This window comes from Streptomyces albiaxialis (assembly GCF_039530985.1).
In the GTDB taxonomy this organism is placed as follows: Bacteria; Actinomycetota; Actinomycetes; order Streptomycetales; family Streptomycetaceae; genus Streptomyces; species Streptomyces albiaxialis.
Genome location: NZ_BAAAPE010000007.1, coordinates 273,918 through 290,881, shown reverse-complemented (window position 1 = coordinate 290,881; position 16,964 = coordinate 273,918). Strand labels below are relative to the sequence as shown.

The 16,964-nt window shown below is 73.3% G+C and carries 11 protein-coding genes; 9 read left to right on the top strand and 2 right to left on the bottom strand.

The window, feature by feature from the left end; translation table 11 throughout:
* Positions 1 to 35: 35 nt before the first annotated feature.
* Positions 36 to 2,921: a lysylphosphatidylglycerol synthase transmembrane domain-containing protein gene (locus tag ABD343_RS12250; protein WP_425578161.1), complete on the bottom strand. Its 2,886-nt coding sequence runs from the start codon at positions 2,919 to 2,921 to the stop codon at positions 36 to 38.
* Between the two features lie 68 nt (positions 2,922 to 2,989).
* Here ABD343_RS12250 and ABD343_RS12245 point away from each other — a divergent pair, with 68 nt between their 5' ends.
* The 5 genes from ABD343_RS12245 to nudC all read left to right on the top strand — a co-directional run bounded on the left by ABD343_RS12245 (position 2,990) and on the right by nudC (position 12,776).
* Entirely contained in the window at positions 2,990 to 3,346 is a 357-nt protein-coding gene (locus ABD343_RS12245; RefSeq protein WP_344527130.1) for an MGMT family protein, read from the top strand.
* A 155-nt stretch (positions 3,347 to 3,501) separates the two neighbouring features.
* The gene (locus tag ABD343_RS12240; RefSeq protein WP_425578189.1) at positions 3,502 to 6,831 is read left to right on the top strand and encodes an ATP-dependent helicase; all 3,330 of its coding nucleotides are present in this window, start codon (positions 3,502 to 3,504) and stop codon (positions 6,829 to 6,831) included.
* A gap of 88 nt (positions 6,832 to 6,919) precedes the next feature.
* Positions 6,920 to 10,276: an ATP-dependent helicase gene (locus tag ABD343_RS12235; RefSeq protein WP_344527126.1), complete on the top strand. Its 3,357-nt coding sequence runs from the start codon at positions 6,920 to 6,922 to the stop codon at positions 10,274 to 10,276.
* A 10-nt stretch (positions 10,277 to 10,286) separates the two neighbouring features.
* Positions 10,287 to 11,741, top strand: a complete 1,455-nt coding sequence (locus tag ABD343_RS12230) for a dipeptidase (RefSeq protein ID WP_344527124.1) — start codon at positions 10,287 to 10,289, stop codon at positions 11,739 to 11,741.
* Between the two features lie 108 nt (positions 11,742 to 11,849).
* Positions 11,850 to 12,776, top strand: a complete 927-nt coding sequence (gene nudC / locus ABD343_RS12225; RefSeq protein WP_344528531.1) for an NAD(+) diphosphatase — start codon at positions 11,850 to 11,852, stop codon at positions 12,774 to 12,776.
* Between the two features lie 45 nt (positions 12,777 to 12,821).
* Here the strand turns inward: nudC and ABD343_RS12220 are convergent, their stop codons facing one another.
* Positions 12,822 to 13,070 (bottom strand): mycoredoxin, encoded by a 249-nt coding sequence (locus tag ABD343_RS12220; protein WP_344527122.1) that lies wholly within the window; start codon positions 13,068 to 13,070, stop codon positions 12,822 to 12,824.
* Positions 13,071 to 13,259: 189 nt separating this feature from the next.
* Here ABD343_RS12220 and ABD343_RS12215 point away from each other — a divergent pair, with 189 nt between their 5' ends.
* The 4 genes from ABD343_RS12215 to ABD343_RS12200 all read left to right on the top strand — a co-directional run bounded on the left by ABD343_RS12215 (position 13,260) and on the right by ABD343_RS12200 (position 16,734).
* Positions 13,260 to 15,443, top strand: coding sequence for an ATP-dependent DNA helicase UvrD2 (locus ABD343_RS12215; protein WP_344527120.1), 2,184 nt, complete (start codon positions 13,260 to 13,262; stop codon positions 15,441 to 15,443).
* A gap of 160 nt (positions 15,444 to 15,603) precedes the next feature.
* Positions 15,604 to 15,879: a hypothetical protein gene (locus ABD343_RS12210; RefSeq protein WP_344527118.1), complete on the top strand. Its 276-nt coding sequence runs from the start codon at positions 15,604 to 15,606 to the stop codon at positions 15,877 to 15,879.
* Positions 15,880 to 16,012: 133 nt separating this feature from the next.
* On the top strand, positions 16,013 to 16,381 hold the full coding sequence (locus ABD343_RS12205) for a WhiB family transcriptional regulator (RefSeq protein ID WP_344527116.1): 369 nt from the start codon (positions 16,013 to 16,015) through the stop codon (positions 16,379 to 16,381).
* The gene (locus ABD343_RS12200) at positions 16,378 to 16,734 is read left to right on the top strand and encodes a hypothetical protein (protein ID WP_344527114.1); all 357 of its coding nucleotides are present in this window, start codon (positions 16,378 to 16,380) and stop codon (positions 16,732 to 16,734) included. Before ABD343_RS12205 ends, ABD343_RS12200 begins: the two co-directional genes overlap by 4 nt.
* Positions 16,735 to 16,964: the final 230 nt, after the last annotated feature.

Below are 16,964 nucleotides of genomic sequence, written 5' to 3'. Positions count from 1 at the left end.
ATCAGACTTGCATGTGCGGCCGCTGTCGGCAGAAGCTACAGCGCGCCCTTGCGGGTGAGGTGGGTGAACGACAGCCAGCCCGGCAGCACCGGAAGCCACAGGGTCATCAGCCGGAACAGCAGCACCGCCGGCGTCGCGACCTCCTTCGGTACCCCGAAGGCGATCAGCGCACCGATGAGGGCCGCCTCGACCGCGCCCAGACCGCCGGGGGTGGGGGCCGCCGAACCCAGCGCGTTGGCCGTGAGGAAGACGACCGCGAGGCTGGCGTAGCTCGCCTGGTAGCCGAACGCGCGTACGCACGCGTCCAGGCACATCACGAACATCAGCGTCAGCAGCAGCATCCCGAGCACGCCGGTCAGCAGCTTCTGCGGGCGCTGCACCACGTCCAGCATCCGCGGCACGACCCCGGCGAACAGGGAGCGCACCCGCTCCGAGACGAACCGCCGCAGCGCCGGTACGGCCGTCACGATCAGCACCAGCACCGCGGCCGTCAGCAGGCCCGCGATGACGGTGCGCGAGGGCGACAGGGTGGGCGTGTGCTCGGTGCCGGTGATGTAGCCGAACAGGAGCAGCAGGGTGATGTGGCTGCCGAGCCCGAAGAGCTGCGAGGCGCCGACGCTGGCCACCGCGTGGCCGGGACGGACCCCGGAGCGCTGGAGGAAGCGCGCGTTGAGCGCGACACCGCCGACGGCGGCGGGGGCGACCAGTTTCACGAAGGAGCCCGCGATCTGTGCCTGCACGGTGCGCCAGAAGGAGACCTTCTCCGGGACGAAGCCCAGGAGGGACATCGCCGCGCACAGGTAGGTCAGGGAGGAGAACGCGACGGCGCCGCCGACCCACGCCCAGTTCGCCTTGAGGACCTTGTCGAGGGGCACCTGGCTGAGCTGGGTGAGCAGGAAGTACGCGGCCAGGGTCCCGGCGATGAAGCTGACCAGGGTGCGCGGCCTGATGCGCTCCAGACGGGCGGGCTCTATGGGCGCCTGGGGGCGCATCAGCAGCACCTGCTGGCGGATCTGCGCGAGCAGGTCCTCCTCGCGCGCCTCCTCCAGGGCCTCGTCTATGGCCTTCTTCTCCGCGTGCTTGGCCGCGCGGAGGGTCTTGCGTTCGGCCCGCGAGCCGGGCTCGCCGCCCGCCTCCTCGTGTTCCTTGGCCTTCGCCTCCTTGTTGGCCCTGGACGCCTCGATGACCGCCTCGCGCTCGCGCTGCGCGCGCTCCTTGGCGAGACGGCGCAGCGTGGTGCGCGTACTGCGGCTGAGCGCGATCGGCTGGAGCAGCGGAAGGCTGTCCGCGACGGTGTCGGGGCCCATGACCTCGACGGCCGTGGCCACCGCCCGTTCCGCTCCGACCCGCAGCCCCAGGGTCGTCAGGAGCTGCGCGATGTCCATGAGCAGCACGAGGTCGCCGGCGGCGATCTCACCGCCCCGCAGGTCCGTCAGGTAGACCGCGCCGGAACGATCCACCAGGAGCGCGTCGCCGACCAGACGGCGGTGCGCGATACGGCGCGACTGGAGCGCCTTCACCTGGTGCCAGGCGGTGCGCAGCAGTTCGTCGGTGATCTCCTCGTCGGGCAGCGAGTCGAGGCTGCGGCCCCCGATGTGCTCGTAGACGAGCATCACCGCGTCCGGGCCCAGCTCGGAGGTGGCGATCAGGCGGGGCGCGTTGGCGCCCGCCGAGATGGCCGCGTAGGCCAGCAGGGCCTCCTGCTCCAGGGCCTGCCGCAGGGACTGGAGGCTGCGCCGCTGGGTGATCCCGCGCAGCGCGAGCCTGCGCCACACCCGGTAGAAGAAGCCCTGCGCCTGCTGCTCCCTGTCGACCACCGTGACGTCGAGGGGCGGGCCGTCCTCCAGCGTGACGCGGTAGCGGCGTCCCCGGTCGTTGTGGTCGCGGCGGTCGGCGTCGCTGGGATCCTCGACCCTCAGCGCGCTGACCGGTTTGAAACCCACCCTGCGCAGCCCGGCGAGCAGCGTCTGTCCGGTCGGCCTGACGTTCGGGGTGCCGACGGCGTACAGCGTGCCGTAGGCGACCGTCCAGCCGATCAGGATGGTGATGACGATCGAGAAGGCCGTCGTGTAGCCGGGGACCAGTACGGCGAACGCGTTCAGCAGCAGCACGGCCCACAGCAGGACCCGCCACCGCGGACGGCGCGCCATTCCGACGGCCGTCATATAGGCGATCACGGGCGCCAGATAGCTGTGGATGGGCGTACTGGCGTCGCTCTCGGAGAACGATTTGGTCAGCGCGTCCCGGATCGAGTCCGGGGCCGCCCGCGCCACCCACAGGTCCACGGCGAGCGAGGCGCCGTGGGCGAGCACGGCGGCGAGAACGCCGTCCGCGATCCGCAGGCCGTCGCGTTTGACCAGCCGCTCGATCGCGAAGGCGACGGGCACCAGCAGCACGGCGATGCTCGACGCCAGCCCGGTCAGGCTGATCAGGAGATCGGGCGCCTCCTTGGTGCCCTTGTCGATGTCCTGCTCCAGGCCCGCGGTGGTGCCGTGCGCGAAGTTCGCGATGGTGAGCACCAGGACGATGCCGAGCAGGCCCAGGGCCATGCGCAGCAGATCCGACGGCCGGTGGACGCGGGCCGACAGCAGCGGCTCGTCGCTCTCGATCTCGACCCGGTCCGCGTGCGTGACGCCCTCCGGGCTCTCCCCATTCTCGCGCAGGACGTTCCTCTTCCCGGCAGGCTCCTCAGCGGCGGGAGCCCCCTCCTGGAGGGGCTGTTCACCCTGCCGCTGCCCGTCTGTCGTCTCGTCCTGGTCCCGTATCACTGAGGCTCGTCCCGCGGCACCCGCCGGCTTCCCCCGACTGGCCCGCTTGTCCGGCTGATGATCCGGGAGTCGCCCCCCGGGAGTGCGCAGTGCTCGCCACCGCCCGGAAGATGGTGGCACGAGGGGGCGGCTCCTGGTGGCACGAGGGGGCATTCGGGAGGAGCGAGATACGCAACAGAAACCGGGGAGCGCTGTCGGTGCCGTAGGGCACCATGGCCCTCATGGCAGCAGACCCCGGGGAGCTCCCCGACTACGCGGAGCGTGTGCTGGACGTCACCGAGCGGATCCCGCCCGGCCGCGTGATGACGTACGGCGACGTGGCCGAGTGGCTGGAGGAGGGCGGTCCGCGCCAGGTGGGCCGGGTGATGGCGCTGTACGGAGGGGCGGTCCCGTGGTGGCGCGTGGTGCGCTCCGACGGCGTGCTGCTGCCGGGGGAGGAGCAGCGCGCCCTGGAGGAGTATCACGCGGAGGGCACCCCGCTGCGCGAGCCCAAGGGCCCGACCACCCGCTCCGCCGGTCACATACCGCGCGTCGACATGCGGCGCGCCCGGTGGGACGGGGGCGGGGACGGCGGGTGATCCCCCGCTGCGGCAGCTCACAGAGACCAGCTTCCGTCATGCCGTACGACCGCATGCGCTGAGCCGTCCGTACGGAGTACAGGAGCGAGGCGCTGCGACTCGTGTGCTCGCGGGCGTAGCGTCTGTACCACCTTGCACAGACCCTCCCCTAGGCGATCCACGTGAGTTCCTCCATCCCGTCCGACACGCGGCGGCAGGCCCCTGAGCCGGGTGCGTACCGACTGGTGCGCACTCCCCCGGAGCCGGTCGGTCTCCCTGCGTTGGACGCAGCTCAGCGCGCCGTGGTTGACCATTCCGCGGGGCCTCTCCTCGTGCTGGCGGGACCCGGCACGGGCAAGACGACGACGCTCGTCGAGGCCGTCGCCGCACGGGTGCGCGCGGGCGAGGACCCGGAGCGCATCCTGGTGCTCACCTTCAGCCGCAAGGCCGCCGTCGAGCTGCGCGACCGGATGGCGGCGCGCCTGTCCGCGCCTCCCCGCGCGAGCGCCCCCAGGGCGACGACTTTTCACTCGTACTGCTACGGGCTGGTGCGCGCGCACCAGGAGGCCGACCTGTACGCCGACCCCGTCCGGCTGTTGACCGGCCCCGAGCAGGACCTCTACATCCGCGACCTGCTCGAGGGGCAGCGCGACCTGGAGGAGCGGGGGCGCGCCTCCGTGCGCTGGCCGGACGAGCTGCGGGCCTGCCTGACGACACGGGGCTTCGCCGACGAGGTCCGCGCGGTGCTCGCCCGCAGCAGGGAACTGGGCCTGGGGCCCGACGCGCTCGCGGACTTCGCCCGCCGTACGGGCCGTCCGGACTGGGGCGCGGCGGCCGGATTCCTCGCCGAGTACCTGGACGTGCTGGACGCCCAGGGGGTGCTCGACTACGCCGAACTCGTCCACCGCGCGGTGCTGCTCGCCGAGCGCGAGGACGTCGCCGCGGAGCTGCGCGGCGCGTACGACGCGGTGTTCGTCGACGAGTACCAGGACACCGACCCCTCCCAGGTGCGCCTGCTGCGGGCCCTCGCGGGGGGCGGCGGCACCCTGGTGGCCTTCGGCGACCCCGACCAGTCGATCTACGCGTTCCGGGGCGCCGACGTCAACGGCATCCTCGACTTCCCGAGCGCCTTCCCGCGCGCCACGGGCGCCCCCGCGCCCGTGCGGGTGCTGCGCACCGCGCGGCGCTCCGGCGCGCGCCTGCTGGCCGCCAGCCGCGAGCTGACCGGCCGTATGCCGCTGACCCGGCTGCCCGCCGACGCCGTACGGGCGCACCGCGCCCTCACCCCCGCCCGTCCCGGCGGCCGGGTGGAGGTCTTCACCTACCCGACGGCCGGCGCCGAGCTGGACAACATCGCGGACCTGCTCCGCCGCGCCCACCTCGAAGAGGGCGTCCCCTGGAGCGAGATGGCCGTGCTGGTCCGCGCGGGCGGGCGCAGCCTCCCGTCCACGCGCCGCGCGCTGACCTCGGCGGGCGTCCCCGTCGACGTGGACGGTGACGACGTACCGCTGCGTCACGAGCCCGCCGTCGCGCCGCTGCTGACCGCGCTCAGGGCCGCGGCGGAGACCGCCGAGGGCGAGGAGAGCACCGTCGGCACCGAGACGGCGCTGACGCTCCTCACCTCGCCCCTGGGCGGCATGGACGCGGCCGACCTGAGGCGGCTCGGGCGGGCCCTGCGTGAGGAGGAGCGCGCGGCGGGCGCCGCCGTGCCCCGCCCCTCCGACGTCCTGCTGGCCGAGGCGCTCGCCCAGCCCGAGCGGCTCGTCGCGCACGTGCCGCCGCCCGGCTCGCCGGGGGGCGGCAGCCACGCGCGCGGCGCCCACCTGCTCGGGATGCTGCTGCGCAAGGCCCGCGAGCTGCTCGCCGGGGGAGGGACGGCGGAGGAGGCCCTGTGGCTGCTGTGGGAGGGCACCTCGTGGCCGGGCCGCCTGGAGCGCGCCGCCCGGCGCGGCGGCCCCGGAGGGCGCAACGCGGACCGCGACCTGGACGCCGTGTGCACCCTGTTCGAGGTCGCGGCGCGCGCGGAGGAGCGCACCGGCGGCCGGGGCGCCCTCAACTTCCTGGAGGAGCTGGAGGCCCAGGACATCGCGGGCGACACTCTGGCGGGACGCGCCGTACGGCCCGACTCCGTACGGCTGATGACCGCGCACCGTTCCAAGGGCCTGGAGTGGCGGCTGGTCGTCGTCGCGGGAGTGCAGGACGGGCTGTGGCCGGATCTGCGGCGCCGTGGCTCCCTGCTGGAGGCCGACCGCATCGGACGTGACGGCCTGGCCGAACCGCTCCCGCCGGGCGCCCTGCTGGCCGAGGAACGCAGGCTCTTCTACGTCGCGGCCACCCGCGCCAAGGAGCGCCTGGTCGTCACCGCCGTCCGCGCCCAGGCCGAGGACGGCGACCAGCCCTCCCGCTTCCTGGCCGAACTCGGCGTCGAGCCCCGCGCGGTGGCCAGCAGGCCCCGCCGCCCGCTGTCCGTCCCCGCGCTCGTCGCCGAGCTTCGGGCCACGACGGTCGATCCGGCTGCCTCGCCCGCGCTGCGCGAGGCAGCAGCCAGCCGCCTGGCCCGGCTCGCCGCGCTCCAGGACGACGAGGGGCACGAACTCGTCCCCGCCGCGCACCCGGACCGCTGGTGGGGCCTGTACGAGCCGACGCGCTCCGAGGTCCCCCTGCGCGACAGGGACCGCCCGGTGGCGCTCTCCGGCAGCGCGCTGGAACAGCTCGCGCACACCTGCTCGCTCCAGTGGTTCCTGGGCCGCGAGGTCAAGGCCGACGAGCCCGCGACGGCGGCACAGGGCTTCGGGAACGTCGTCCATGTCCTGGCCGACGAGGTCGCCTCCGGCACCACCCCCGCCGACCTGTCCGTCCTCATGGAGCGCCTCGACTCCGTCTGGGAGGGACTCGCCTTCGACGCGCCCTGGAAGTCGCTCCAGGAGAAGGAGAACGCCCGCGCGGCACTGGAGCGCTTCCTGCGCTGGCACGTCAGGGAGCGCGACGAGGGGCGCGGGACGGTGGGCAGCGAACACGACTTCGACGTCACCCTGGAGGCGGGCGAACACACCGTCCGTATCCGCGGCAGCATGGACCGCGTCGAGACCGACGCCCAGGGGCGTGCCTATGTCGTCGACTTCAAGACGGGCCGCTCCCGTCCCACCGCCGCCGAGGTCGCCGAGCACCCGCAGCTCGCCGTCTACCAGCTCGCCATCAGGGAGGGCGCCGCCGACTCCCTGTTCGCCGGGCGGCGCCCCGAGGCGGGGGGCGCGGAGCTGGTGCACCTGCGCCAGGGAGCGCCCAAACGCGACGGGGGCGACACCCTGCCCGTCGTCCAGCAGCAGGAGCCTCTGGAGGAGTCGCCCCGGGGCGACAAGGGCGACTGGGTCGGCGAGCTGCTCGCGACGGCCGCGGGACGCGTCCTGGACGAGCGCTTCACGCCCTCGCCCGGCCAGCACTGCGACCGGTGCTCCTTCCGCCGTGTCTGCTCGGCGCGACCGGAAGGGCGTCACATCGTCGAATGACCGTCCCGTCCGTCGCCCGGACGATCCGCCCCGACGAGAACGGCTCCCCGGGCCCCCGCTGTCAGACGCGGGGGCTAACGTCTCTCGGGTGCCCGCACAGCTCACCGACCCCGAGCAGCTCAAGGAGCTCCTCGGCATCCCGTTCACCCCGGAGCAGACGGACTGCATCACCGCACCGCCCGCCCCGCAGGTCATCGTGGCGGGCGCGGGCTCCGGCAAGACGACGGTGATGGCGGCCCGCGTCGTCTGGCTGGTCGGCACCGGACAGGTCGCGCCCGAGCGGGTCCTCGGCCTGACGTTCACCAACAAGGCGGCGGGCGAGCTGGCCGAGCGGGTGCGCAAGGCGCTCGCCCGCGCGGGCCTCACGGACCCCGATCCGGCCGACCCGGACCACGCCCCGGGCGAGCCGCAGATCTCGACGTACCACGCGTTTGCGGGCCGCCTCCTGACCGAGCACGGGCTGCGCCTCGGCCTCGAACCCACCGTCCGGCTCCTCGCCGACGCCACCCGCTTCCAGCTCGCGGCGAGCGTGCTGCGTGCCGCGCCCGGCCCGTTCGAGGCGCTCACCAAGTCCGTCAGCGCCCTCGTCGAGGACCTGCTCGCTCTCGACGCCGAGCTGGCCGAGCACATGGTGGACCCCGACGAGCTGCGCGCCCACACCGCGCGGCTGCTGGACGAGCTGGACGGCGTCCGGCTCACCAACGAGAAGCTGCGCAAGATCCCGCAGGCCGCCCTCGCGCGGGACGAGCTGACGGGCCTGGTCGAGGAGTACCGCGCCCGTAAGCGCGCCCACGAGCGCATCGACTTCGGCGACCAGATCGCCCTGGCCGCCCGGCTGGCCCGCCTCCCCGAGGTCGGACGGGCCCTGCGCGAGCAGTTCTCCGTCGTCCTCCTCGACGAGTACCAGGACACGTCCGTCGCCCAGCGGGTCATGCTCGCCGGGCTCTTCGGCGAGGGCACGGGCCACGCCGTCACGGCCGTCGGCGACCCCTGCCAGGCCATCTACGGATGGCGCGGCGCCTCCGTGGCCAACCTGGACGACTTCCCCCGTCACTTCCCGCACGCCGGCGGCGCCCCGGCCCGCCGCTTCTCCCTCAGCGAGAACCGCCGCAGCGGAGGCAGGCTCCTCCGCCTCGCCAACGGCCTCGCGGAGCCCCTCCGCGCCCGCCACGAGGGCGTCGAGGCGCTGCGCCCGGGCCCCGGCGCCGAGCGGGAGGGGCTGGTGCGCTGCGCGCTGCTGGAGACCCACGCGGAGGAGATCACCTGGCTCGCCGACTCCCTCGCGCATCTCGTCCGCACGGGCACACCGCCCGGCGAGATCGCCGTGCTGTGCAGGGGCGCCGCCGACTTCGCCGAGATCCAGGGCGCGCTCGTCGAGCGGGACGTCCCCGTCGAGGTCGTCGGCCTCTCCGGGCTGCTGCACCTGCCCGAGATCGCCGACCTCGTCGCCGTCTGCGAGGTCCTCCAGGACCCGACGGCCAACGCGGCGCTGGTCCGCGTCCTGACGGGCCCCCGCTGGCGCACGGGGCCACGGGACCTCGCGCTCCTCGGACGCCGCGCCAGGCTGCTCGTGCGGCACCAGAGGGGCGAGACGGACGACGACCCCGACCGCCGCCTCGCCGCCGCCGTCGAGGGCGCCGACCCGGCCGAGATCAGCTCCCTGGCCGACGCCCTGGACACCTTCCTGGACGCCGACGGGTACGAGGACGAGCTGCCGTTCTCCCCCGAGGCCCGGGTGCGCTTCGCGCGGCTCGCCGCCGAACTGCGCGATCTGCGCCGTTCGCTCGCCGACCCGCTCATGGACGTCCTGCACCGGGTGCTCGTCGTGACCGGGCTGGAGGTCGAGCTGTCCGCCTCCCCGCACGCGGTCGCCGCGCGCCGCCGCGAGACTCTCGGCAATTTCCTGGACATCGCCGCCGGGTTCGCCTCCCTGGACGGCGAGGCGACCCTGCTGGCGTTCCTGGGCTTCCTGCGCACCGCCGCGCAGTACGAGAAGGGGCTCGACAGTTCCCTCCCCGGCGGGGAGAACACGGTGAAGGTGCTCACCGCGCACAAGTCCAAGGGCCTCGAATGGGACGTCGTGGCCGTGCCGGGACTGGTCGCCAAGCAGTTCCCCAGCGAGCAGGCCCGCGAGAGCTGGCTCACCCAGGCGAAGGTGCTCCCCACGGACCTGCGGGGCGACGCGGCGACCCTCCCGGAGGTGCCCGGATGGAGCGCCAAGGGACTCAAGGACCACGACACGGCCCTGCGCGACCACCAGGCCACCGAGGAACTGCGCCTGGGATACGTCACCTTCACCCGCCCCCGCACGCTGCTGCTCGGCTCCGGCCACTGGTGGGGCCCCTCGCAGAAGCGCCCGCGCGGCCCCTCCGCGTTCCTGGAGGCGCTGCGCGCCCACTGCGAGGCCGACCCGGCGCACGGAGAGGTCGAGCACTGGACGGAGCCGCCCGCCGAGGACGCGCTGAACCCCGCGCTGGAGGAGGCGGAGGAAGAGCGCGTCTGGCCGCTGCCGCTGGACCCGGACGCGTTCGCCCTGCGCCGCGAGGCGGCGTCCCGGGTGCTCGCCCATCTGGGGTCCGCCCCTGCGGACGGTGAGGCCCAGGGGGAAGGGGGCCAGGGAGAGGAGGCCGGGGGAGAGGAGACCCGGGGAGAGGGTGCCCGAGGAGAGGAAGCGGCGGACGATCCGGCCGACGGGCTCACCCCCGAGGAGGCCAGGACGGCCGCCGCCTGGGACCGGGACCTCGACGCGCTCGCGGGGGAGCTGCGCCGCTCCCGCGCGACCGTACGGGACGTGCCGCTGCCCGCCTCGCTGACGGCCTCGCAGCTCCTGCGGGTCGCCGCCGATCCGGAGGGCTTCGCGCGCGAACTGGCCCGCCCCATGCCGCGCCCGCCGCGCCCCGAGGCCGCCCGCAGGGGAACGCGCTTCCACGCGTGGGTCGAGTCCCGCTTCGAGGAGGCGACGCTGCCGCTGCTCGGCCCCGACGAGCTGCCGGGCGCCGACGGCGAGGGCCCGGACGGCAGCGAGCCGCCGCGGATCGCGGACGAGCGGGACCTGACGGCGCTCAAGGAGGCGTTCGAGCGCACCCCGTACGCCCGTCGCACCCCCTACCGCATCGAAGCGCCCTTCCAGCTCCATCTCGCCGGACGGATCGTCCGCGGCCGTATCGACGCGGTCTACCGGGAGGAGGGACCGGACGGTGTGACGTACGAGATCGTCGACTGGAAGACCGGCCGGGGCCGGGACGCCGACCCGCTCCAGCTCGCCGTCTACCGGCTGGCCTGGGCCGAACGGGAGGGCGTCCCGCTGAGCGCGGTGAGCGCCGGATTCCTCTACGTCCGCAGCGGCGAACTGGTGCGCCCCGAGGCGCTGCCGGACCGCGCTGAGCTGGAACGGCTCCTGTCGGGCGAGCGGCCGGATGCGGAGGGAGTTTTCTCCGCCCGATAGGCTCGACGGCATGAGCATCACCCCGGCGGCCCCGGACAGCGTTGTCCGGGCCTTCATAGACGAGCGGCGTTCCGGATTCCTCTCGGACCTTGCGGAATGGCTGCGCATCCCCTCCGTGTCCGCCGACCCCGAACGCGCCCCTGACGTGCGGCGCAGCGCCGAATGGCTCGCCGGGAAGCTCAAGGGGACGGGCTTTCCCGTCGCCGAGGTCTGGGAGACGGACGGCGCGCCCGCCGTCTTCGCCGAGTGGCCCTCCGGGGACCCCGGAGCCCCCACCGTGCTCGTCTACGGGCACCACGACGTGCAGCCCGCCGCCCGCGAGGACGGCTGGCACACCGACCCGTTCGAGCCGGAGGAGCGCGACGGGAAGCTGTACGCGCGGGGTGCCGCCGACGACAAGGGGCAGGTGTTCTTCCACACCCTGGGCGTCAGCGCGCATCTGGCCGCCACGGGCCGCAGCGCGCCCGCCGTCAACCTGAAGCTGCTGATCGAGGGCGAGGAGGAGTCCGGTTCGCCGCACTTCCCCGCGCTCGTACGGGCGCACGCGGACCGTCTCGCCTGCGACGCGGCGATCGTCTCCGACACCGGCATGTGGGCGGCCGGCACCCCGACCGTCTGCACGGGGATGCGCGGCCTCACCGACTGCCAGATCGACCTGTACGGCCCGGACCAGGACATCCACTCCGGCTCCTTCGGCGGCGCCGTGCCCAACCCGGCCATGGAGGCGGCCCGGCTGGCCGCCTCGCTGCACGACGAGGACCGCCGCGTCACCCTTCCCGGCTTCTACGACGGCGTGGCCGAGCTGACGGACGAGGAGCGCACCCTCTTCGCCGAGCTGCCCTTCGACGAGGAAGCGTGGCTCCGTACGGCGCACTCGCACGCCGCCCTCGGCGAGCGGGGCCACACCACCCTGGAGCGCGTCTGGGCCCGCCCCACCGCCGAGGTGAACGGCATCGGCGGCGGCTATCAGGGACCGGGCGGCAAGACCATCGTGCCGTCGGCCGCACAGCTCAAACTCTCGTTCCGTACGGTCGCCGGACAGGACGCGGAGAAGATCCAGCAGTCCGTCCGCGAATGGGTCGCCGATTCCCTGCCCGCCGGGATCCGGCACGAGATCACCTTCTGGGGCGCCACCCGCCCCTGTCTGACGCCCCTGGACCATCCGGCGCTCCAGTCGGTCGCACGCGCCATGGGCCGCGCCTTCGGCGAGCGGATCCGTTTCACGCGGGAGGGCGGTTCCGGGCCCGCCGCCGACCTCCAGGACGTTCTGGAGGTGCCCGTGCTGTTCCTGGGCATCTCGGTCCCGTCGGACGGCTGGCACGCGCCGAACGAGAAAGTCGAACTGGACCTGCTGTTCAAGGGCGTCGAGACCGCGGCGTACCTGTGGGGAGACCTCGCGGAGCACTGGAAGCCCGCGGAGCCGGCCCTGAGCGACGCGGGGCCGAGCGAGCATGCCGAGTCCTGACACACCTGACCACAGGGGGAGTAGGAAGCCGAAGTGACCACCTCGACCGAACGCACCACCGGCGCCACCGGCACCGCCGCCGCGGGCACCACCGGCACCACCGGCAGCATCGCCGCGGACCGTCCCATCACCCTCACCAGCACCGGCGGTATCGACCGCGCCTCCCACCACCGGCTGGACGAGGCGTGGCTCGCGGCGGCATGGAGCCACCCGACGACGCGCGTCTTCGTGGTCTCCGGCGGGCAGGCGATGATCGAGGACAAGGAGGACGGCACCACCGAGCTGGTGATGATGCCCTCCTTCGACGCCCCCTTCACCGAGGCCCACCGCTACTTCCTGGGCATCGACGAGGACGGCGTGCGCTACTTCGCGCTCCAGAAGGACTCGCTGCCCGGACGCATGGACGACATCGCGCGCGCGGCGGGCCTGCGCGAGGCGGGCGTACTGCTGTCCGACCGCGACAGCGAACTGATGGTCCACGCCATCGGCCTGGAGAACTGGCAGCGCACCCACCGCTTCTGCTCCCGCTGCGGCGAACGTACGGTCATCGCCGCCGCCGGGCACATCCGCCGCTGCCCCGCCTGCGGCGCCGAGCACTACCCGCGGACCGACCCGGCCGTGATCATGCTCGTCACCGACGGCCAGGACCGCGCCCTCCTGGGCCGCCAGGTGCACTGGCCGGAGGGGCGCTTCTCGACGCTCGCCGGCTTCGTGGAGCCGGGCGAGTCGCTGGAGGCCGCCGTCCGCCGCGAGGTCGCCGAGGAGGCGGGCGTCGCGGTCGGGCCCGTCGAGTACGTCGCGAGCCAGCCCTGGCCGTTCCCGTCCAGCCTGATGCTCGGCTTCATGGCGCGGGCGACGTCGCCGGAGATCCACGTCGACGGGGACGAGATCGAGGAGGCCCGCTGGTTCTCGCGCGACGAACTACGGGCCGCGTTCGAGACCGGGGAGGTGCTCCCTCCCGCGGGCATCTCGATCGCGGCCCGTCTGGTCGAGCGCTGGTACGGAGAACCGCTGCCGCAGCCAGGCCGCGCCTGACCTCGGCTCCGCGGTCTCCCGCCAGGCTTACGCGCTGACGCCTGCTTACGCGCTGACGCCGACCTTCTCCTTGACCTGGGCCAGGGAGGGGTTGGTCAGCGTGGAGCCGTCCTCGAAGAGGACGGTGGGGACAGTCTGGTTGCCACCGTTCGCCTTCTCCACGAACGCCGCCGACTCGGGGTCATGCTCGATGTTGATCTCCGTGTACGCGATTCCCTCGCGATCCATCTGGCCCTTGAGGCGGCGGCAGTAGCCGCACCACGTGGTGCTGTACATCGTCACGGTGCCCGCCATCTGTCTCCTGCTCCTTCATGCTCGGTGACTGCCTCGGGTGAACGCCCGTCAGCGGCGTACCATTCCCACCGCATCATTCCCGCCGCTCCCGGCCGTCTCTCCCCGGCCCCAGGAGCATTGATATGACAATCCCGGACCGGCTGTGGACAACGTACTCGGCCGTCCCGGGTGAACTGGCAGCATGGCGGGGTGACAGCAGCAACGGACTCCACTCTCTTCCCCCGGGTTCCCGACTCGGCCGACGCCGTGCTCGAAGGCCTCGACCCCGAGCAGCGCGAGGTGGCGACCGCCCTGCACGGGCCGGTGTGCGTCCTCGCGGGCGCGGGCACGGGCAAGACGAGAGCGATCACCCACCGGATCGCCTATGGCGTGCGGGCCGGGATCCTGCCGCCCGCGAGTGTGCTGGCTGTCACGTTCACCAACCGTGCCGCGGGCGAGATGCGGGGCAGGCTCCGCCAGCTCGGCGCCACGGGCGTCCAGGCCAGGACGTTCCACTCGGCGGCCTTGCGCCAGCTCCAGTTCTTCTGGCCCCGCGCGGTCGGCGGTGAGCTGCCGCAGCTCCTGGAGCGCAAGGTCCAGGTCGTCGCCGAGGCCGCAGCCCGCTGCCGCGTCCGCCTCGACCGGAACGAGCTGCGGGACGTCACCAGCGAGATCGAGTGGGCCAAGGTCACCCAGACCGTGCCCGAGGACTATCCGGCCGCCGTGGCCAAGTCCTCCCGCGAGGCTCCGCGCGACCCGGCCGAGACCAGCAGGATCTACGGGCTGTACGAGCAGATGAAGCGCGAGCGCTCGGTGATCGACTTCGAGGACGTGCTGCTGCTCACGGTCGGCGTCCTCCAGGACCGCCCGGACATCGCCGACACGGTCCGCGGGCAGTACCAGCACTTCGTCGTCGACGAGTACCAGGACGTCAGCCCCCTCCAGCAGCGCCTGCTGGAGCTGTGGCTCGGCGACCGCGACAGCCTCTGCGTGGTGGGCGACGCGAGCCAGACGATCTATTCGTTCACCGGAGCCACCCCCGACCACCTGCTCAACTTCCGCGCCCGCTACCCACGGGCCACCGTCGTCAAGCTCGTGCGGGACTACCGTTCGACGCCCCAGGTCGTCCACCTCGCGAACGGGCTCCTGTCCCAGGCCCGCGGCCGCGCCGCCGAGCACCGACTGGAGCTGGTCTCCCAGCGCGACCCGGGCCCCGACCCGGCCTACGCGGAGTATGTGGACGAGCCCGCCGAGGCCGAGGGCACCGCCCGCCGCATCCGCGAGCTGATCGACGCGGGTGTTCCCGCCAGCGGCATCGCCGTGCTCTACCGCATCAACGCCCAGTCGGAGGTGTACGAGCAGGCGCTGGCCGACGCCGGTGTGCCCTATCAGCTCCGCGGCGCCGAGCGCTTCTTCGAGCGCCCCGAGGTCCGCGAGGCCGGTGTCGCCCTGCGCGGCGCTGCCCGCGCGGGGGGGAACGACTCGCTGCTCGACGACGCCGTGGACCTGCCCTCCCAGGTCCGTGCCGTCCTCGCGACCAAGGGCTGGACGCCGGAGCCCCCGTCGGGCTCGGGGGCCGTGCGGGACCGCTGGGAGTCCCTCGCCGCGCTGGTCCGGCTCGCGGGCGACTTCGCGGCCGCGCGCGGCGAGGCGACCCTGCGGGATCTCGTCGCCGAGCTGGACGAGCGGGCCAACGCCCAGCACGCCCCCACCGTCGAGGGCGTCACCCTCGCCTCTCTCCACGCCGCGAAAGGCCTGGAGTGGGACGCCGTCTTCCTCGTCGGCCTCACCGAGGGCGTGATGCCTATCACATACGCGAAGACGGACGAGCAGATCGAGGAGGAGCGTCGGCTGCTCTACGTCGGAGTGACCCGCGCCCGGCGCGTCCTCACGCTCTCCTGGGCGCTCGCGCGCTCGCCGGGCGGCCGGGCGGGGCGCCGTCCGAGCCGCTTCCTGGACGGGCTGCGGCCCGGCTCGGCCGCCGTCGGGGCCCGGGCACGGGGCGGCGGCGGAGGCATCGAGCGCGGCGCCGTCAGGCCGCGCACGCGCAAGCCCAGGGGCCCGGCGCGGTGCAGGGTCTGCGGGCGCACGATGACCGACCCGGGCGAGCTGAAGCTGATGCGCTGCGAGGACTGCCCCTCGGACCTGGACGAGGCGCTCTTCGAGCGGCTCCGCGACTGGCGCGCCGAGCAGGCGAGAGAGCTCGGCCAGCCGCCGTACTGCGTCTTCACCGACAAGACCCTGCTCGCCATCGCGGAGAACGTGCCGGGGGACGACGCCGCCCTCGCCCGAATCTCCGGCGTGGGAAGCCGCAAACTGGAGCGTTTCGGGGCAGATGTCCTCGCTCTGTGCGCGGGAGAGCAGCTCGGTGAAGAAGCTGTGACAGAGACCTGAGAAAAATAGTTTGCGCCCGCCGTCCGGAGCCTCATAGCCTCTCGGAACATGGAGAGGGCGGGCCTTTTCGCCTCACCCACTTCCATGCTGTACTAAGTCCTGAACATCCCCGGACTGGCTTCGGCCGGTCCCCTGAGACGCCGAGAGGAGGCGGAGACCAGTGAGCGCAATCATCACCAAGATCAAAATGACCGATCACTCGGTCATTTCCGCCTGCCTGCTCGGCGCCAGCCTCCGTGGCACCGGTGTGTCCGGCGCCAACCTCGGCGGCAATGAGCGACCGACCAAGGCACTCGCGGTAGCAGCAGCGAGGGCACAGGTGTCTGCCTATGCCTTTGCTTCCGCGGCCACGGGTGCCGGCGAAGGACGCCAGAAGACGCAGCGCCACACGATGTGGGCCTTCCGTGGGCTCGAACCCTGGAGAGATCCAGCCTGATCGGCGAGATCAGGTCGGCACCTTCCAGGGCCGCGGAACCCACACCGGGATCCGCGGCCCTTCTGTTTGCCCCGACCGGCCACCAGCCGGACCGACAAGACAACAGACACCGACAGACGAGGAAGAACCGACAGTGCACCCCGAGACGCACACCCAGACGCTGCGCCCCGCGCCTTCTCTGCCGCCCGATGCCACCACGGAGGACTCCTTGACTGCCCCGCTGACCACCCTCACCGAGCTCGACGACGCCATCGAGCGTCTCGGCGTCGACGTTCCCTGCCGTTCCTACGACCCGGAGGTCTTCTTCGCGGAGTCCCCGGCCGACGTCGAGTACGCGAAGTCGCTCTGCCAGACCTGCCCGTTGCGCGAGGCCTGCCTCGCCGGCGCGAAGGACCGCCGTGAGCCCTGGGGCGTCTGGGGCGGCGAGCTGTTCGTCCAGGGCGTAGTCGTACCGCGCAAGCGGCCGCGTGGCCGTCCCCGCAAGAACCCGGTGACGGCATGAGCCCGCACCCGCAAGGGACGGCCGCCGCCCGCCCGGCAGCCGGAACCATCGACAACCCGTCGGCGCTCGACCCATGGACGCGCCACCTTCAGAAGCAGGTCCAGACGATGACATCCACACTCGACACTTCCGCACACGCGGCATCCGACGCGACGACCATGCGTCAGAACAGGAACCGGGACATGCAACTCTTGCCAGAAACCCTGGCGCGAGCCCATCTGCAGCAACGGCTGCACGAGGCGGACTCCGAACGCAGGGCGCTGCGCGTGGTGGCGGCCCGCCGCCTCCAGCGCCGTGCGGAGAGGGCGACCCTGCGCGCCCGCCGCGCGCTCGCCATGGCCGTGATGCAGTGACCGATCCGGAGGGCCGGGGCTTTCAGCCCCGGCCCTCCGCCGTTTCCGCAACCCGGACGGCAAGCGCTTCGGCCCCCCCCGCGTCGGGCGGCCCGGACACCCGGGCACCCAGGCACCCCGGGCATCCGGGCATCCAGTCGGATGGGACCGCCGGGCGCCTGAGTGGCCTGACCACTCTGACCGATCTGACTGCCCCTGAGTGGCCGAGTGCCCCTGCCCGCCCTGCCCGC